The sequence below is a fragment of the Micromonospora sp. NPDC048894 genome, from assembly GCF_040649765.1.
Classification (GTDB): domain Bacteria; phylum Actinomycetota; class Actinomycetes; order Mycobacteriales; family Micromonosporaceae; genus Micromonospora; species Micromonospora antibiotica.
The window spans coordinates 130,178-146,673 of sequence record NZ_JBEZFY010000010.1 but is presented as its reverse complement, the minus strand read 5'-3'; the positions used below and the strand labels follow the sequence as shown (position 1 = coordinate 146,673).

Sequence of the window (16,496 nt, the reverse complement as noted above, 5' to 3'; positions counted from 1 at the left end):
ATGCCACGGCTGTCCTACCGCAAGGCGCTCACCCGGGCGCTGACCGACGAGATGACCCGGGACGAGTCGGTGTTCCTGCTCGGCGAGGACATCCGGGTGGGCGCGTCCAACGTCACCCCGGGCCTGCTGAAGCGGTTCGGACCGGACCGGGTGCTGGACACCCCGCTGTCGGAGCAGGCGTTCACCAGTTTCGCCACCGGGGCCGCGCTGGCCGGGCTGCGGCCGGTGGTGGAGTTCCAGATCCCGTCCCTGCTGTTCCTGGTCTTCGAGCAGATCGTCAACCACGCGCACAAGTTCCCGATGATGACCGGCGGGCAGTGCTCGGTGCCGGTCACCTACCTGGTGCCCGGCTCCGGTTCCCGTACCGGCTGGGCGGGGCAGCACTCCGACCACCCGTACTCGCTGTTCGCGCACGTCGGGATCGTCACCGTGGTGCCGGCCACCCCGGCCGACGCGTACGGGCTGCTGGCCTCGGCGATCCGGCACGACGACCCGGTGGTGGTCTTCGCCCCGGCCGCCGCGCTGGAGGTCCGCGACGACGTCGACTTCGCCACCCTCGCCCCGGTGCCGCTGGGGCGAGGGGTGGTCCGCCGGGCCGGCGACGACGTCACCGTCGTCGCCGTCGGGCACCTGGTGCACGACGCGCTGGCCGTCGCCGAGGAGTTGGCCGACCAGGTGTCGGTGGAGGTGTTCGACCCGCGCACGATCTACCCGTTCGACCTCGACGGCCTGCTGGACTCGGTGTCCCGTACCGGCCGGCTGGTGGTGGTCGACGACTCCAACCGGTCCTGCGGCATCGCCGCCGAGATCATCACCTCGGTGCTGGAGCGGGTGCCGCTGGTCGCGCCGCCGCGCCGGGTCACCCGGCCGGACGGTGCGGTGCTGCCCTTCGCGCCGGTGCTCGACCGGGCCGTGCAGCCGGGCCGCGAGCAACTCACCGCCGCCATCCAACTGACCATGAAGGACAGATCATGACCGATCCGAACTACCTCTGGCCCGAGCCCGGTCAGGCGTGGCGCGAGCTGCCGGAGCCGGCCCGTACGGCGATGGTGTCCAGCGGGGCCGCCGCCTGGCGGGAGATCTTCTACGGCTGTGCGACGTACAACAAGCAGTGGCGGCTGGCCCGGCCCCCGGTCATGCCGGCGGACGCGTTCCGTGAGCTGAACGAGGTCTGCGACCGGATCGCCCAGCTCATCCTGGACGCCTGCCGGCGGCGGGCCCGCACCGCCGGGGAGCTGCGCGAGCTGCTCGGGGTGCCCGCGGGGGCGACGCGGCTGCTCGACGAGTCCGAGGAGCTGTCCGAGGAGCTGCTCGCCGCCTACCGGCCCGACGTGCTGATCTCCGGTGGGGTGCCGAGGATCGTCGAGTACAACATCGACAGCAGCCTGGGCGGCGGTTTCGACGCCGACACGGTGGTCCGCCGGTACGCGGCGCTCTACCAGGAGCAGGGCATCCTCGACGGGTTGCCGGTGCGGCCGGCGGATTCCCTGCTGGACCAGCGGTTCGTGGCGATCCGCGACGGGCTGTCCCTGCCCGACGGGGCCCGGGTGGCGCTGCTGCTCGACTTCGACGCCGACTACCCCGGCCTGGAGACCCCGGACGACTTCATCAAGATCCTCTCGCCGCTGATCGACCAGGCCCGCCGGTTCGGCATCGACCTGGTGATCGCCCCGGTCGGCACGGCCACCCTCGACGACGCGAAGCGGCTGGTCGTCGGCGGCGCACCGGTCGACGCGCTGTTCCGGCTCTTCGTGCCCAACCGGGTCACCCCGAGCGCCGGCCTGGACGCGGTGGCCGGGGCGCTCGACGCCGGCACCCTGCCGATGTTCGTCAGCACCGCCGCCTGGCTGCTCGGCAACAAAATCAACTTCGCCTGGCTCTACGAGGACCTGGACCTGCTCTCCGCCGACGACCAGGCCCTGGTCCGCCGGTACGTGCCGCACACCGTGGCGTTCACCGACGCCGAACTGGACCGGGCACTTGCCGACCGGGAGAACCTGGTCGTCAAGCCGGCCGACGGCTCGGCCGGCCACGGGGTGCTCATCGGCCGGGAGATGGGCGACGCGGAGTGGGCCGAGGGCCTGCGCGCCGCCCTCGACCGGGGCGGCGACATCCTCCAGCGGTACTGGCCCGCCGACCGGGTGGAGATGGACTTCGTCCAGATCGAGACCGGCGAGACGGTCACCGCCGAGGTGCCCTACAGCATCGCCCCGTACCTGTTCGGCCGTACCGGCTCGGGTGCCCTGGCCCGGGTCGGCTTCCCCGGCTGCGACGAGGTCCTCAACCTGGCCCGTGGCGTCCTCCTCACCGGCATCCTCCTCACCAACTGACCCACCCCGCCCCCCGCCCCGCCCTCCGCCCCGCCCCCGCCCCGCCCCCTCCGCCCTGCCCCCCTCCGCCCCCCGCCCCGGTGATCAAGAGGTTTGCGTCACCAGATCGCGGAATGTTGACGCAAACCTCTTGATCACCCGGCGCTGGCCGGGCTGGGGTGCGGTGATCAAGAGGTTTGGGGCGGGATAGCGGCTTCGGATGACGTAAACCTCTTGATCGACCCCGGCGGGCCGGTTGGGCCCGGCGGGCTGGTTGAGCTTCGGCGTGCCGGTTGGGCCCGGCGGGCCGGTTGGGCCCGGCGGGCCGGTTGGGCCCGGCGGGCTGGTTGAGCTTCGGCGGGCGGTGGGGTGTCAGGGGTGGGTGCCGAGGTGGGTGGCGAGGCGGCGGATGGTTTCGGCGGCGGCGATGGCGTCGCTGCGGGCGCTGCCGTGCCGTCCGTCGCTGCTGTACATCGAGGGGTCGGTGCCGGCCGGGTGGTCGGTCAGGTTCACGTGCAGCGCGCCCAGCCGGTCGGCGAGCCGGCCGGTACGCGAGGAGAGCAGCCGCATCCGGGCACCGAGGCCGGGCCGCAGCGCCGCCGGGACCGCCGGGCTGTGCGACACGTCGAACATGCCCACCGTGATCACGTCGGCCCCGGCGTCGCGCAGCGCGCCGACGATCGCGGTCAGCTCGGTGTCGACCGCGTCCGGGTCGAACGCCGTGCGGAAGGCGTCGTTGCCGCCGCAGACCACCAGCGCCAGGTCGGGGGAGAAGGCCAGCGCCCGGTCCAGCTGGCCCGCCCGGACCTGTTGCGCCCGCAGCCCGCGCCGACCCAGGTTGAGGTACGCCAACGCGGGGCGTACCGCCGCCAGTTCGGCCGCGATCCGGTCGGCCCACTGCACGTCCGGGTACCCCTCGACCGGCTCACACATGCCCTCCGCGACGCTGTCGCCGAGCACCACGAACCGGTGCCACGGATGGTCGCGCAGCAGCGCGGCACTCTCCCCCTCACGCAGGCAGTACGGATCGGTGGCCTCGGTCAACATCGATGACATGGCCGGCAATCTAGCCGACCGTACCGGCGTGGTCGATCACTGCGACCGGGCGGATCGCCTGATGGTCGTCCCGGTGCGCCGACTCGCGTCGACGCCGGTCACCCGGCCCCCGGGTCGGCCCTCGACGGCGGTCACCCGGCCCCCGGATCGGCCCTCGACGCCGTACACCTCTGGGCCCGGGTCAGGCCTTGACGGTGGGTGGTGCGGGGGTGGACCGTCCCATCCGCAGTGGCCCGGCGACCAGCGGCGCGACGGTCAGCACCGCGCACACCACCGCCATCACCAGCAGCGCCGGCCGCAGCCCGAGGGCCGCCACCGACCAGCCGCCGAGCAGCGCCCCCACCGGCAGTCCGACGAACGCCAGCGAGCCGGAGATCCCCAGCACCCGGGTCTGCAACGCGTCCGGCACCCGTTCGTAGAGGGCCGCACCGAGCAGCGGGTTGACCGCCGCGATGCCGATCCCGGACAGGAACGTCACCACCAGCACCACCACCAGGTGGTCGGTCAGCGCCAGCACCAGCAGCCGGGGCGCACCGCTCAACGCCGCCCCGGCCGCGAAGATCAGGGTCCGGGGCAGCCGGGGGCCGAGCATCGTGAAGACCACGTTGCCGAGCAGCGCGCCACCGCCGAACACCCCGAGCACCAGGCCGAACCCGGCCGGGTCGCCGAACTCGTCGCGGACCCACAGCGGCACCCAGACGGCGGTGTTGGCGGCGGCGAACATGTTCAGCGTGGAGACCACCACCAGCATGGTCAGCAGCACCCGGTCGGTGCGCAGGTAGCCGAATCCGGTGCGCAGGGCCTGGAAGTAGCCCTCCCGGGGTGCGGCGGGCGCGTCGCTGGCGGGTGGGCGTACCAGCACCCCGACCAGCAGCGCACAGACCGCGAAGGTGCCCGCGTCGATCCAGATCGCCCGGGTCACCCCCACCCAGTCGATGAGCAGACCGCCGATGACCGTGCCGAACAGCGCCACCCCGCGGGCCAGCCCGTCGTAGGCGGAGGTGAGCCGGATCAGCTCCACCCCGGCACGCTGCGCGGCCGGCCGGAACATCACGTGCTTGACCCGGTCGCCGATGCCGCGCAGTCCGCCGGCCACCGCGACGAGGGCGACGAGCGCCCCGAAGCCGAGCCACGGGGCCAGCGCCACCACCGCGATCACGGCCGCGCTCGCCGCGTCCACCGTGATGGAGGTACGTCGTACCCCGAACCGGTCCGCCCACGGCGTGGCCAACGAACTCGACAGCATGTACGGCAGGAACTCCGCCGCCGCGACGATGCCCATCTTGGCCGGGCTGCCGGTGGTGGTGAGCACCAGCCAGGGGATCGCGATCACCGAGATCCGGCTGCCCAGGTTGGAGATCAGGTCGGCGGCGACCAGGGTGACCAGTTCCCGCCGGGCGGCCCGCCGCTCGGGGCCCGGCGGCGCGGCGAGTGACCCGGTGTCGCCCGCCCCGGCCTTACCCGCCTGGGCGCCACCCGCTCCGGTGTGTTCCTCACCGGCGGCCGGTCCGGGACCGGTCGGGTCGGCTCCCGCCCGCAGGCCCGACGCCCCGCCGGGAGCCCCGACGGCGTCGCCGTCGGCCGGGTAGCCGTCGGCGTCGGTGGCCGTACGGGGGTCGCCGTCGGCCGGGTCGCCGTCGGCGTGGGTGGCCGTACGGGGGCCGGTGTCGGCGTCGGCGGTCACGACGGGCTGCCGACCGGATCGGCGGGAGCGCCGGTGGTGTACCGCTCGCGCAGCGCCCGCTTGTCCACCTTCGCCGACCGGTTCAGGGGCAGCGCGTCGACGAACTCCACCGCACCCGGCGCCCAGGTGTCGCTCAGTTCGGCGGTGACCAGGTCGATCAGCTCCGCCCCGGTCACCGTCGCCCCCGGCGTCCGCACCACGTACGCGTACGGCAGCTCCCCGGCGACCGGGTCGGGCACCCCGATCACCGCCGCCGCGCGTACCTGCGGATGCCCGGCGAGGACGTCCTCGATCGGCCGGGAGTAGATCGGCCAGCTGCGCTGGCGGGTGAGGATTCGGTCCTGCAACCGGTCGACCAGGTAGAGGAACCCGTCGTCGTCGAGGTGGCCGATGTCGCGGGTGCGTACCCAGCCGTCGACGAGCGTCTCGGCGGTCAGTTCGGGTTGACCGTGGTAGCCGTGGAAGCTCAGTTTCGTCCGCACCCACACCTCGCCGTCCGTGCCGGCCGGCAGCGCCTGCCCGTCGGCGTCGCGGATCTCCACGGTGACGTCCCCGTAGGGCCGGCCGCAGGAACCGAGCCGCTCCGGGTGCGCCGGGTCCTCGGTCAGGCCGGGCTGGGCGCAGATCACCACCGCCTCGCTGAGGCCGTACACGATGCGTAGGCACGGGCCGAACCGGGCGATGGCCTGGCGCAGCCGGGCGGGCGCGGCCGGCCCGGCACCCACGTTGAACATGAACATGGCGGAGAAGTCCGCGCCGGGCAGGGCCGGATGGTCGAGCACCTCGTAGAGCATCGGCGGGGTGACGAAGGTGGAGGTGAGCCGCTCGGCGTCCACGGTGGCGATGAAGGCGGCCGGGTCCCACTGCTGGCGCAGGAAGAGCACGCCGCCGGTGAACAGGTTGAACAGGGTGGTGATCTGCCCGCTGGCCAGCCACATCGGGGAGTGCGACAGGTGCCGCAGCAGGGGGAAGCCGGCGGCCCGGAAGTCGGCCGCCAGCGCCAGCACCTGCCGGTAGAAGCTCTCCCGGTGGTGCACCAGCTTGGGGGTGCCGGTGGTGCCACTGGTCTGCAGGAACGACTCCGGCACGGGCACCCCGGCCGGTAGGCCGACCGACGGGTCGTCGGCGCTCAGGCTCACGCCGACCTGCGGGGTGGTGGCGGGGTCCGGGTCCGCCGGCGGGGTGGTGGCGGTCAGCTCGATGCCCAGTCGCAGCACCGGCACCCCGGGCAGCGACGCGGCGATCTGGTCACCCAGCCCGTCCGGGGCGTACGCGTGGTGCACGAACACGTCGGGGCGGGCCAGCCGGACGAACTCGTCGATCTCCCGCCGGGAGGTGACCGGGGCGATCCACATCGTCCGGCAGCCGAGCAGGTGCAGGGCGAGTTGGAGCAGCGGGCCCTCCACGGCGTTGCCGAGCATCACCAGCACCGCCGCGCCGGGGCGTACCCCGTGGCGGGTGAGGGCGTGCGCCAGCCCGCGTACCTCGGCGGCGACCTGCGGGTAGGTCAGCCGCCGGCCGTCGCCGACCAGCGCCTCCCGGTCGCCGAACCCGGCGAACAACTCCAGCGCGTCGTGTACGTAGGTGGTGGATCGGTCGGCCCCGTCGGTCATCGCACAGCCCCCAGGTCGATGCGGCGGGTCGTCGGCGGCCCGGTGGGACCCGCCGTGGCGACCGGCCGGGATGGCGTCCGAGCAGTTCAGAGCCCGGCCCGCGACGGGGTGCGGGAAGTGGGCGACCGCACCGCCGCCGCTAGCGAGCCTAGGCCGACGGTGTCGCCGGGGGACAGAGCCGAACGGCGAGTGACCGGCCATCATGGACTTTTGATCATGTCTATCGGGTTGATTGACGCCTGTCAGACGTCGCCGCTAGGTTTCTGGACCATCGTCCGGGCGGTGCCGTCAATGGGCGCCGGCCCTGGGCGGCCCAACATGGAGGTTCAATGTCGACCCCGAAGAGATGGCAGGTCATAGCGTCCGCGGCCGTGTTGCTGGTCGTGAGCGCCCCGGCGGTGGTGGCCAGCGCCGGACCGTCCGACGCCGGCGGCGAGGCAGCCGCCCGGCCGCAGTGGGCGGGTACGTGGGCCGCGGCGGTCACCCGTGGCAACACCGCCGGGCTGACCAACACCGGCCTGAACAACCAGAGCATCCGGATGACCGTGCGCACCACCGTGGGCGGGGAGCGGCTGCGGGTCCGGCTGAGCAACCTCTACGGCGAGCAGGCGGTGCAGGTCGGGCACGCCACCGTCGCCCGTCCCGACAAGACCACCGTCACCGACCGGTCGGACATCGTCCCCGGCACCCTGCGGGAGCTGAAGTTCGGCGGTGCCACCTCGGCGACCATGAACAAGGGTGCCGAGCTGCTCAGCGACCCGCTGACCTACCAGGTGGCCGAGCAGGAGGACCTAGTCGTCACCCTGCACTTCCCGGTGCTCACCGGGCCGGTCACCTTCCACGGCCAGTCCAAGGTCACCACCTTCATCGGGGCGAACGACCTGACCACCGCCGCCGACGGCGCCGGCTTCACCATCCGTCCGGACTGCTGCTGGATGTTCCTGTCCGGCATCGACGTGCTGCGTCCGGCTAACCCCGGTGCGGTGGTGGTGCTCAGCGACTCGATCGGGGACGCCAACGGCAGCACCGTCAACGCCAACAAGCGCTGGCCGGAGCTGCTCGCCGGGCGGCTGGTCGCCGCCCGTCCCGAGGTGCGTACCCCGGGGGTGCTCAACCTGAGCCTGGCCGGCAACCGGCTCAACCACGAGGGCACCGAGCCCGGCGCGGGCGGTTTCCCCGGCTACTACGAGCTGGGTCCGAACGCGTTGGCCCGGCTCAACGAGGACGTCTTCCCGCAGACCGGCGTGAAGACCCTGGTGACCCACCTCGGCATCAACGACATCTGGATGTCCGACGACTCCGCCGACCGGATCATCGCCTCGCTGCGGCAGATCAACAAGCAGGCCAAGGCGCGCGGCCTGCGCAGCCTCGCCGTCACCCTCACCCCGTACGAGGGGCACGGCAACCCGGGGGTGTGGACGCCGGAGAAGGACGCCACCCGGCAGGCGGTGAACACCTGGCTGCGGGGCCCGGGTGCGGCCGAGTTCGACGGGCTGCTCGACTTCGACGCGGTGCTGCGTGACCCGGCCCAGCCGAGCCGGCTGCTGCCCGCGTACGACGCCGGTGACCACATCCACCCGAACGACGCCGGCAACCAGGCGTTGGCGGACGCCGTACCACTTCGACTGCTCGGTCTGTGACACCGGTGGGGCGGCGGGGGTGACCCCGTCGCCCCCCGGTCATTCCTGGGGAGGAAGCACCATCGTGGACGTCGACAAGATCCTGACCGGTCTCTACAGCGAGGCCGGCCGGCAGGACCCCTATCCGTGGTATGCGGCCCTGCACGAGCACGGGCCGATCAGCGTCATCCCGAACCGCCCGGAGCACAGTACGGTCAGCGCGGTGGCCGTCGGCTACGACCTGGTCGACCAGGTGCTGCGCGACCCGGAGTGGTACAAGCAGGCCCCACCGGGCTGGCAGGACGAGGAGATCCTGCGGACCTTCCAGTCGTCGATGATGTTCGTCAACGCCCCCGACCACGGGCGGATGCGGGGTGTGTTCTCCCGTACGTTCACCCCGCGCCGGCTCGGCGCGCTGGAACCGGTGATCGTCCGGGTGGTCGACACCCTGCTGGACCGGATGGCCGACGCCGGCGCGGACGGCTCCGAGGTCGACTTCGTCGCGGACTTCGCCTACCCGGTGCCGGCGCTGGTGATGGCCGAGTTCATCGGCCTGCCCGAGAGCGAGCTGGCCTGGTACCGGCAGCGGGTCGACTGGATCGACGAGTTTCTCGACGTGGCGGGCAAGACCCCGGAGCGGCTGGCGTTGGCCAACCAGGCTGCCGAGGAGCTGCGGGCGCTCTACCGGGACCTGATCGTGCACCGTCGTCGCCAGCCGGGCGAGGACCTGATCTCCGGGCTGGTCGAGGCGCTGGACTCCGGTGAGGTCGACCTGACCGAGGAGGAGTTGATCAGCAACCTGATCGTGCTGTTCAACGCCAGCTTCGTCACCACCGTCTACATGTTCAGCAACGGCCTGCCGGTGCTGCTGGCCCACCCGGAGACCGTGGCCGCGCTGCCGGGTGACGAGACCCTGGCGCAGGGCTGCGTGGACGAGGTGCTGCGGCTGCAGAGCCCGGTGCACTTCCTGGCCCGCGCCGCGCCCCGGGACACCGTGCTGGGCGGCGTGCCGGTCGCCCGGGACGAGAACGTGCTGCTGATCATCGCCGGGGCCAACCGGGACCCGCGCCGGTTTCCCGAGCCGGACCGGTTCGACCCGCGCCGCGAGGGCCCCCCGTCGCTGGCTTTCGGCGTCGGCCCGCACTTCTGCCTCGGCGCGGCCGTGTCCCGCCTGGAGGGCCGCATCGGCCTGCCCCGGCTGTTCGCCCGGTTCCCCGGGCTCGCGGTCAGCCAGCGGCCCGACTACAGCGGGAGCCTGTTCCTGCGCGGCATCGACAAGCTCTTCGTCACCACCGGCGGATAGGAGCCGATCCCATGTCCCTCGATCCCCAGGTGGTGGCCTACCGGGCCGCGCGGGCCGCCGCCGGCACCCCACCGCTGTACACCCAGACCCTCGCCGAGGCCCGCGCCGCCGACCTCGCCGCGATCCGGGCCGGCGGCGGCGACGTCGAGCCGGTCCACGAGGTACGCGACACGACCGTGCCCGGCCCCGCCGGGGACCTGCGGGTCCGGGTGCACCGGCCGGCCGGCGACGGCCCGCTGCCCACCCTGGTCTACTTCTTCGGTGGTGGTTGGACGCTGGGCAGTGTGGAGACCGCCGACGGGATCTGCCGCCGGCTGGCCAACGCCACTCCCTGCCAGGTGGTGACGGTCGGGTACCGGCTGGCCCCGGAGCACCCGTTCCCGGCGGCGGTGCTGGACTGCCACGCCGCCACCCGTTGGCTGGCCGAGCACGCCGCCGACCTCGGGGTGGACCCGGAGCGACTGGTCGTGGGCGGGGACAGCGCCGGTGGCAACCTGGCGGCGGCGGTGACCCTGCTGGCCCGCGCCGAGGGCGGCCCCCGGCTGGCCGGGCAGCTGCTGGTCTATCCGAACACCGACCAGCGGGCCGACCGCCCGCGTCCCGGCCGGGGCACCGACCCGGCAACCGCCGTCGACCCGGCAACCGACGCCGAACCCCGGGCCGCCGCCGACGAGCAGGACCCGCTGCTGTTCAACAAGCACTCCGTCGACTGGTACCGGGGTCACTACCTGGCCGACCCGGCGGACGCGGCCGACCCGCTGGCCTCGCCGTTGCTCGCCGACGACCTGTCCGGCCTGCCGCCGGCCCTGGTGGTCACCGCCGAACACGACCCGCTGTGCGACGAGGGGGAGCGGTACGCGCAGCGGCTGCGCGAGGCCGGCGTGCCGGTGCGGGCCACCCGCTACTCCGGCATGATCCACGGCTTCTTCGCCATGCCCGGTGTCTTCGACGCCGGTCGGCGTGCCCAGGACGAGGCCGCCGCCTTCCTCCGGGAGGTCTTCGGGCTGCCCACCCCGGCGGCGGACACCCCGGCCACCGCCACGGTCGGGGACGCTCGGTGACGGAGCACCCCCGCACCGCCGGGTCGGCCACCGCCGGGTCGGATTCCGTCGGCTCGGCACTCGTCGGCTCGGCCGGTGCCGGGTCGGAGTCCGTCGGGTCGGTCGGTGCCGGGTCAGCCACCGCCGGGTGGGCCGGCCAGGCGGACCGGCCGCCGGTCAGTCTGGCGGACTTCGCCGACCTGGCCCGGGCGACCCTTCCAACCGGGGTCTGGGACTTCGTCGACGGGGGCAGCGGCGTCGAGACCACCCTCACCGCCAACCGGGCCGCCCTGGACCGGGTCGCCGTGCTACCCCGGGTGCTGACCGGGGTGGAGCGGCCCCGCACCGACACGGTGCTGCTCGGGCGGGAACAGGCGATGCCGGTGGCGGTCGCGCCGATGGCGTACCAACGGTTGCTGCATCCCGACGGCGAACCGGCGCTCGCGGCGGCGGCCGGCGCAGCGGGGGTGCCCTACGTGCTGAGCACGTTGAGCAGCACCCCGATCGAACAGGTCGTCGCCGCCACCGACGGGCCCGTCTGGTTCCAGCTCTACTGGCTACGCGACCGGGGCCTGGTCGCCGATCTGCTCGACCGGGCACAGGCTGCCGGCTGTGCCGCGCTGATGGTCACCGTCGACGTGCCGGCGCTCGGCCGGCGGCTGCGCGACGTGCGTAACGGCTTCGCGTTGCCGCCGGAGGTGACCGCCGCCAACCTGCCTGCCGGCCGCGACGACCTGGCCCACACCGGCACGCCCGGGGTGTCCGCCATCGCCGCGCACACCGAAGCCGCCTTCGCCCCCGCGCTGACCTGGGCGGACCTGGCCTGGCTGCGGGAGCGCACCCGGCTGCCGCTGCTGGTCAAGGGGATCCTCGACCCGCGTGACGCGGTCCGCGCCGCCGACGTCGGCGTGGACGCCGTGGTGGTCTCCAACCACGGTGGCCGGCAGCTCGACGGTGCACCGGCCACCGCCACCATGCTGCCCGAGGTGGTCGCGGCCGTCGGCGAGCGGATCGAGGTGCTGTTGGACAGCGGGGTACGGTCCGGCACGGACGTGCTGCGCGCGCTCGCCCTCGGCGCGACCGGGGTGCTGCTCGGCCGCCCGATGCTGTGGGCGCTCGCGGCCGGTGGCCGGGCCGGCGCGCGGGCCGCCCTCGACCTGCTCGCCGTCGAGTTGCGCGACGCGCTGACCCTGACCGGCTGCGCCGACCCGGGGCAGGCCCGGCGGCTGCGTACCCTGACCGGAGGCTGACCCGTTGGAGCATCTGGTGGACCTGGACCTGGCGACCCTGCACCCGGCGGTCGACGACCCGGCGCTGAACTCGATGAACTTCCTCAACGAGGTCTCCCAGCACTGGCCCGACGCGGTGTCGCTGGCCGCCGGGCGACCCTACGAGGAGTTCTTCGACGACGACGCGCCGGGCCGCTGGCTGGACCGGTTCCGCCGGCACCTCGCCGACGACCTCGGGCAGAGCCCCGACCAGGTCCGCCGCACCCTGTTCCAGTACGGCCGGACCAAGGGGATCATCCACCATCTGATCGCCCGCAACCTCGCCGTCGACGAGGACGTCCACGTCGACGACGAGGCGGTGGTGGTGACCGTCGGCTGCCAGGAGGCGATGCTGCTGGTGCTGCGGGCGTTACGGGCCGGCCCGACCGACGTGCTGCTCGCCGTCGCCCCGACGTACGTGGGGCTGACCGGCGCGGCCCGGCTGGTGGACCTGCCGGTGCGCCCGGTCGCCGCCGGCCCGACCGGAATCGACCTGGCCGACCTGCGGGCCCAGGTGCGTCGGGCGCGCGACGAGGGGTTGCGGCCCCGGGCCTGCTACGTGATGCCCGACTTCGCCAACCCGTCCGGCACCAGCATCCCGGTGGCCGACCGGCGGCGGTTGCTCGGCCTGGCCGTCGAGGAGGACCTGCTGCTGATCGAGGACAACCCGTACGGCCTCTTCCCGGCCGGGGACGCCGACCGGGTGCCGACGCTCAAGGCGCTCGACACCCGACGCCGGGTGGTCTACCTCGGCTCGTTCGCCAAGACGGTGCTCCCCGGGGCCCGGATCGGCTATCTGGTGGCCGACCAGCGGGTCGGCGGGCTCGACGGTGCGGTGGGGTTGTTCGCCGACCAGCTCGCCAAGATCAAGAGCATGGTCTCGGTGAACACGTCGCCGCTGGCCCAGGCCGTGATCGGCGGGGCGTTGCTGGAGCACGCCTGCTCACTGGTGACCGCGAACCGGCGGGAACGGGCGGCGTACACCCGCAACCGGGACCACCTGCTGGCCGGTCTGCGGCGACGTTTCCCGGCCGGCTCGCCGGTGCGCTGGAACGCGCCGGCCGGTGGCTTCTTCGTGGTGGTCACCGTGCCGTTCCCGGTCGACGACGCGCTGCTGCGGCGCTCCGCGCAGCGGTACGGTGTGCTCTGGACGCCGATGGCGCACTTCTACGACGACGGCCGCCCGGTCGACGCGCTGCGACTGTCGGTCAGCGCCGTCACCCCGGAGCAGATCGACCTCGGGCTGGACCGGTTGGCCGCCCTGATCACCGACGAACTGACCGGCCTCCGCTGACCGCGCGGTTGCCGTGCTCCGGCCGACCCGGTCACCGCGCCGACCGGCACCGCGTGTCATCGAACCGCCACCTCCCGTGCTGTGCGACGGATGGGCCGGTGGCCATAATGGACGCATGATCGCTTGGGAGTACGCCCTGTTGGTCCGCCGCTACCAGGGGCAGGGACGCCAGTTCCACGTCTCGTTCGTCTGGTACGGCCCGGACGGCTCACGCACCGACGTCACGGCCTACGGCGACACCGCCATCGCCCACCTCAACCGGGTCGGTCGGGAGGGCTGGGAGTTGGTCTCCGCCGCCGAGGACGTCAACAACATCCAGGGCAGCACCGAAGTCCACCGCTACCACCTCAAGCGCCCCCTCCCCTGACCCCCACCCCTGCCCGCCCGTCCCCGCCCCGATCTCTCCCCGTCCCTGCCCCCGCCTCCGCCCCCGGTCTCCCGGTTGATCAAGAGGTTTTGGTCACCAGAACCACCTTTCCTGACCTAAACCTCTTGATCACCCCAGCAGCCCAACCCGGCCTCACCCCCACCCTCCGGCTGTCCCTGGTCGGGGTCGGCACGGTGGTGGGGCCGGCACGGTGGTGAGGGTCGGTGATCAAGAGGTTTGGGTCACTGATGAGGGCTTTCGTGACCTAAACCTCTTGATCACCGCGAGGGAGCGTGGCGGGGCGGGGTGCCGGAATGGCGGGGCCGGGCCGGGCTTACAGTCAGCCCAGGTTGATGGTGGGGTAGAGGGGGTGGGCGGCGAGGAGGTCGGTGGCCTGCTTGCTGATCTTGTCGGCGACCGCCGGGTCGAGGACGTACTTGGCCTTGGACGGGGTGCCGTCGGCGTTGGCGCCCGGCGTGGTCTGGCTGAGCACGGTGTGGATCAGCTCGGCGGTGACGTCCATCTCGGCGGTGCCCAGACCCCGGGTGGTCAGCGCGGGGGTGCCGATCCGGATGCCGGAGGTGTACCAGGCGCCGTTGCGGTCCTGCGGGACGGCGTTGCGGTTGGTCACGATGCCCGAGTCGAGCAGCGCCTGCTCGGCCTGCCGGCCGGTGAGACCGTAGCCGGATACGTCGAGCAGCACCAGGTGGTTGTCGGTGCCGCCGGTGACCAGGGTGGTGCCCCGGCGCAGCAGCCCTTCGGCGAGGGCCTGGGCGTTGTCGACGATCCGCTGGGCGTAGTCGGCGAAGTCGGGCCGGCGGGCCTCGGCCAGCGCGACCGCCTTGGCCGCCATCACGTGCGGCAGCGGACCGCCGAGCACCATCGGGCAGCCCCGGTCGACCTGGTCGGCCAGCTCCGGGCCGCAGAGCACCATGCCGCCGCGCGGCCCGCGCAGCGACTTGTGGGTGGTGGTGGTGACGATGTGCGCGTGCGGCACCGGGTCGAAGTCGCCGGTGAAGACCTTGCCGGCGACCAGGCCGGCGAAGTGCGCCATGTCGACCATGAAGGTGGCCCCGACCGAGTCGGCGATCTCCCGCATGATCCGGAAGTTCACCTTCCGGGGGTACGCCGAGTAGCCGGCGACCAGGATCAGCGGCTTGAACTCCCGGGCGGCCTCGGCGACCCGGTCATAGTCGATCAGGCCGGTGGCCGGGTCGGTGCCGTAGCTGCGCTGGTCGAACATTTTGCCGGAGATGTTGGGTCGGAAACCGTGGGTGAGGTGCCCGCCGGCGTCCAGCGACATGCCCAGCATCCGCTGGTTGCCCAGCTCGCGGCGCAGCGCGAACCAGTCCGCCTCGGTCAGGTCGTTGACCTGGCGTACCTGGGCCTTCTTGAGGGCGGGGGACTCGACCCGGTCGGCCAGGATCGCCCAGAAGGCGACCAGGTTGGCGTCGATGCCGGAGTGCGGCTGCACGTAGGCGTGGGAGGCCCCGAACAGCGCCTTGGCGTGTTCGGCGGCGAGCGCTTCGACGGTGTCGACGTTCTGGCAGCCGGCGTAGAAGCGACGGCCGACGGTGCCCTCGGCGTACTTGTCGCTGAACCAGTTGCCCATGGTGAGCAGGGTCGCCGGGGAGGCGTAGTTCTCGCTGGCGATCAGCTTCAGCGACTCACGCTGGTCGGTCAGCTCCGCGCCGATCGCGTCGGCCACCCGGGGTTCGACCGCCCGGATCACCTCGAGCGCGCTGAGGAAAGCGGTGGATTCGGCGTTGCGCGACATGCGACCTCCAGGTGACGTGCGGAAGGCCCAGGCGCTCGGCGTGCGTCCTCATGACGGGGCCGCTTCCCGATGGTGCTCCATCCCCACGCGCCAGTCACGGCCCACCGACGATCCTACCGGGTGCCGTTCGGGCTGCCCGTGCGTACCTGCCGGTGCCGGGCAGCCGGCCGGGTTCTCCGATCGTGCGGAGCTCCGGTGCCCCGGTACCGGCTCGGTCGGCCGGCCACCGCCTTTGCGGTGGCCGTTGCGGTGGCTCCACGCCGGGCGGTCGGCTGCGTACGATCGGCGGATGCTGGGGGAGGACACCGAGGGCAGTCTGGTCGCGATCAGCGATCTGCACATCGGGTACGCGGAGAATCGTGCCCTGGTCGAGGCGCTGCGGCCCACCTCGCCACGGGACTGGCTGATCGTCGCCGGTGACGTGGCGGACACCGTGGCCGACATCGAGTGGGCGCTCGGCACGCTCGCCGAACGCTTCGACACCGTCATCTGGGCACCCGGCAACCACGAGCTGTGGACCCCGCCGGCCGACCCGGTGACCCTGCGCGGGGTGGACCGCTACGACCTGCTGGTGCGACGGTGCCGGGAGTTGGGTGTGGTCACCCCGGAGGACGACTACCGGGTGTGGCGGGGGCCGGGCGGTCCGGCGCTGGTCGCCCCGCTGTTCCTGCTCTACGACTACAGCTGGCGACCGCCGGGGTTCGACACCCGGGAGGCCGCGCTGGCCGAGGCGTACCGGACCGGGATCGTCTGCACCGACGAGTTCCTGCTGCATCCCGACCCGTATCCGAGCCGGCAGGAGTGGTGTGCGGCCCGGCTGGAGGAGACCGCCCGCCGGTTGGCCGCCCGCGATCCGGCGCTGCCCACCGTGCTGGTCAACCACTGGCCGTTGGACCGCCACCCGACCGATGTGCTGCGCTATCCGATCTTTGCCCAGTGGTGCGGGACGGAGGCCACCGCCGACTGGCACCGCCGGTTCGCCGCCACCACGGTGGTCTACGGGCACCTGCACATTCCGCGTACCACCTGGAAGGACGGGGTGCGGTTCGAGGAGGTCTCGGTGGGTTATCCCCGGGAGTGGCGGCAGCGCAGTGTGGCCCCCGGCCGGGTACGGCAGATCCTGCCCGCGCCGACGGGCGCACCGGTGACCCTCTGGTGAACCACCG

The 16,496-nt window shown here is 73.0% G+C and carries 13 protein-coding genes and 1 riboswitch; of the genes, 9 read left to right on the top strand and 4 right to left on the bottom strand.

What is annotated here, in order from left to right:
- A complete protein-coding gene (locus AB0C22_RS22050; RefSeq protein ID WP_208566502.1) occupies positions 1 to 975 on the top strand; it encodes a transketolase C-terminal domain-containing protein in 975 nt (324 codons plus the stop codon).
- On the top strand, positions 972 to 2,330 hold the full coding sequence (locus AB0C22_RS22045) for a hypothetical protein (RefSeq protein WP_357536744.1): 1,359 nt from the start codon (positions 972 to 974) through the stop codon (positions 2,328 to 2,330). The genes AB0C22_RS22050 and AB0C22_RS22045 overlap by 4 nt, the downstream gene beginning before the upstream one ends.
- A gap of 351 nt (positions 2,331 to 2,681) precedes the next feature.
- Here the strand turns inward: AB0C22_RS22045 and AB0C22_RS22040 are convergent, their stop codons facing one another.
- The 3 genes from AB0C22_RS22040 to AB0C22_RS22030 form a co-directional block, all read right to left on the bottom strand.
- A complete protein-coding gene (locus tag AB0C22_RS22040) occupies positions 2,682 to 3,365 on the bottom strand; it encodes an SGNH/GDSL hydrolase family protein (protein ID WP_208566500.1) in 684 nt (227 codons plus the stop codon).
- A gap of 181 nt (positions 3,366 to 3,546) precedes the next feature.
- Positions 3,547 to 4,752, bottom strand: coding sequence for an MFS transporter (locus tag AB0C22_RS22035; RefSeq protein WP_219470013.1), 1,206 nt, complete (start codon positions 4,750 to 4,752; stop codon positions 3,547 to 3,549).
- Between the two features lie 293 nt (positions 4,753 to 5,045).
- Positions 5,046 to 6,662, bottom strand: coding sequence for an AMP-binding protein (locus tag AB0C22_RS22030; protein ID WP_357536742.1), 1,617 nt, complete (start codon positions 6,660 to 6,662; stop codon positions 5,046 to 5,048).
- Positions 6,663 to 7,018: 356 nt separating this feature from the next.
- Between AB0C22_RS22030 and AB0C22_RS22025 the strand changes: the two genes are divergently transcribed.
- From AB0C22_RS22025 to AB0C22_RS22000, 6 genes are all read left to right on the top strand, one after another.
- A complete protein-coding gene (locus AB0C22_RS22025; protein ID WP_219470008.1) occupies positions 7,019 to 8,302 on the top strand; it encodes an SGNH/GDSL hydrolase family protein in 1,284 nt (427 codons plus the stop codon).
- Positions 8,303 to 8,363: 61 nt separating this feature from the next.
- Positions 8,364 to 9,584, top strand: a complete 1,221-nt coding sequence (locus AB0C22_RS22020) for a cytochrome P450 (protein ID WP_219470010.1) — start codon at positions 8,364 to 8,366, stop codon at positions 9,582 to 9,584.
- Between the two features lie 11 nt (positions 9,585 to 9,595).
- Entirely contained in the window at positions 9,596 to 10,645 is a 1,050-nt protein-coding gene (locus AB0C22_RS22015; protein WP_219462415.1) for an alpha/beta hydrolase, read from the top strand.
- Positions 10,646 to 10,806: 161 nt separating this feature from the next.
- On the top strand, positions 10,807 to 11,874 hold the full coding sequence (locus tag AB0C22_RS22010; RefSeq protein WP_219470006.1) for an alpha-hydroxy acid oxidase: 1,068 nt from the start codon (positions 10,807 to 10,809) through the stop codon (positions 11,872 to 11,874).
- Between the two features lie 4 nt (positions 11,875 to 11,878).
- Positions 11,879 to 13,186: a PLP-dependent aminotransferase family protein gene (locus AB0C22_RS22005; RefSeq protein WP_255597594.1), complete on the top strand. Its 1,308-nt coding sequence runs from the start codon at positions 11,879 to 11,881 to the stop codon at positions 13,184 to 13,186.
- Positions 13,187 to 13,301: 115 nt separating this feature from the next.
- On the top strand, positions 13,302 to 13,553 hold the full coding sequence (locus AB0C22_RS22000) for a hypothetical protein (protein ID WP_089003913.1): 252 nt from the start codon (positions 13,302 to 13,304) through the stop codon (positions 13,551 to 13,553).
- A 340-nt stretch (positions 13,554 to 13,893) separates the two neighbouring features.
- Here the strand turns inward: AB0C22_RS22000 and AB0C22_RS21995 are convergent, their stop codons facing one another.
- Positions 13,894 to 15,330: a glycine hydroxymethyltransferase gene (locus tag AB0C22_RS21995; protein ID WP_219462414.1), complete on the bottom strand. Its 1,437-nt coding sequence runs from the start codon at positions 15,328 to 15,330 to the stop codon at positions 13,894 to 13,896.
- Between the two features lie 18 nt (positions 15,331 to 15,348).
- Positions 15,349 to 15,438: riboswitch (ZMP/ZTP riboswitch) on the bottom strand.
- 181 nt (positions 15,439 to 15,619) lie between these two features.
- Here AB0C22_RS21995 and AB0C22_RS21990 point away from each other — a divergent pair.
- Positions 15,620 to 16,489 carry a metallophosphoesterase gene (locus AB0C22_RS21990; protein ID WP_357536739.1) on the top strand — a complete coding sequence of 290 codons (870 nt, stop codon included), beginning with the start codon at positions 15,620 to 15,622 and terminating at the stop codon, positions 16,487 to 16,489.
- Positions 16,490 to 16,496: the final 7 nt, after the last annotated feature.

Coding starts and splice junctions, on each gene's coding strand:
- AB0C22_RS22050 (WP_208566502.1), top strand. CDS start 1: ATGCCACGGCTGTCCTACCGCAAGGCGCTCACCCGGGCGCTGACCGAC.
- AB0C22_RS22045 (WP_357536744.1), top strand. CDS start 972: ATGACCGATCCGAACTACCTCTGGCCCGAGCCCGGTCAGGCGTGGCGC.
- AB0C22_RS22040 (WP_208566500.1), bottom strand. CDS start 3,365: ATGTCATCGATGTTGACCGAGGCCACCGATCCGTACTGCCTGCGTGAG.
- AB0C22_RS22030 (WP_357536742.1), bottom strand. CDS start 6,662: ATGACCGACGGGGCCGACCGATCCACCACCTACGTACACGACGCGCTG.
- AB0C22_RS22015 (WP_219462415.1), top strand. CDS start 9,596: ATGTCCCTCGATCCCCAGGTGGTGGCCTACCGGGCCGCGCGGGCCGCC.
- AB0C22_RS22000 (WP_089003913.1), top strand. CDS start 13,302: ATGATCGCTTGGGAGTACGCCCTGTTGGTCCGCCGCTACCAGGGGCAG.
- AB0C22_RS21995 (WP_219462414.1), bottom strand. CDS start 15,330: ATGTCGCGCAACGCCGAATCCACCGCTTTCCTCAGCGCGCTCGAGGTG.
- AB0C22_RS21990 (WP_357536739.1), top strand. CDS start 15,620: ATGCTGGGGGAGGACACCGAGGGCAGTCTGGTCGCGATCAGCGATCTG.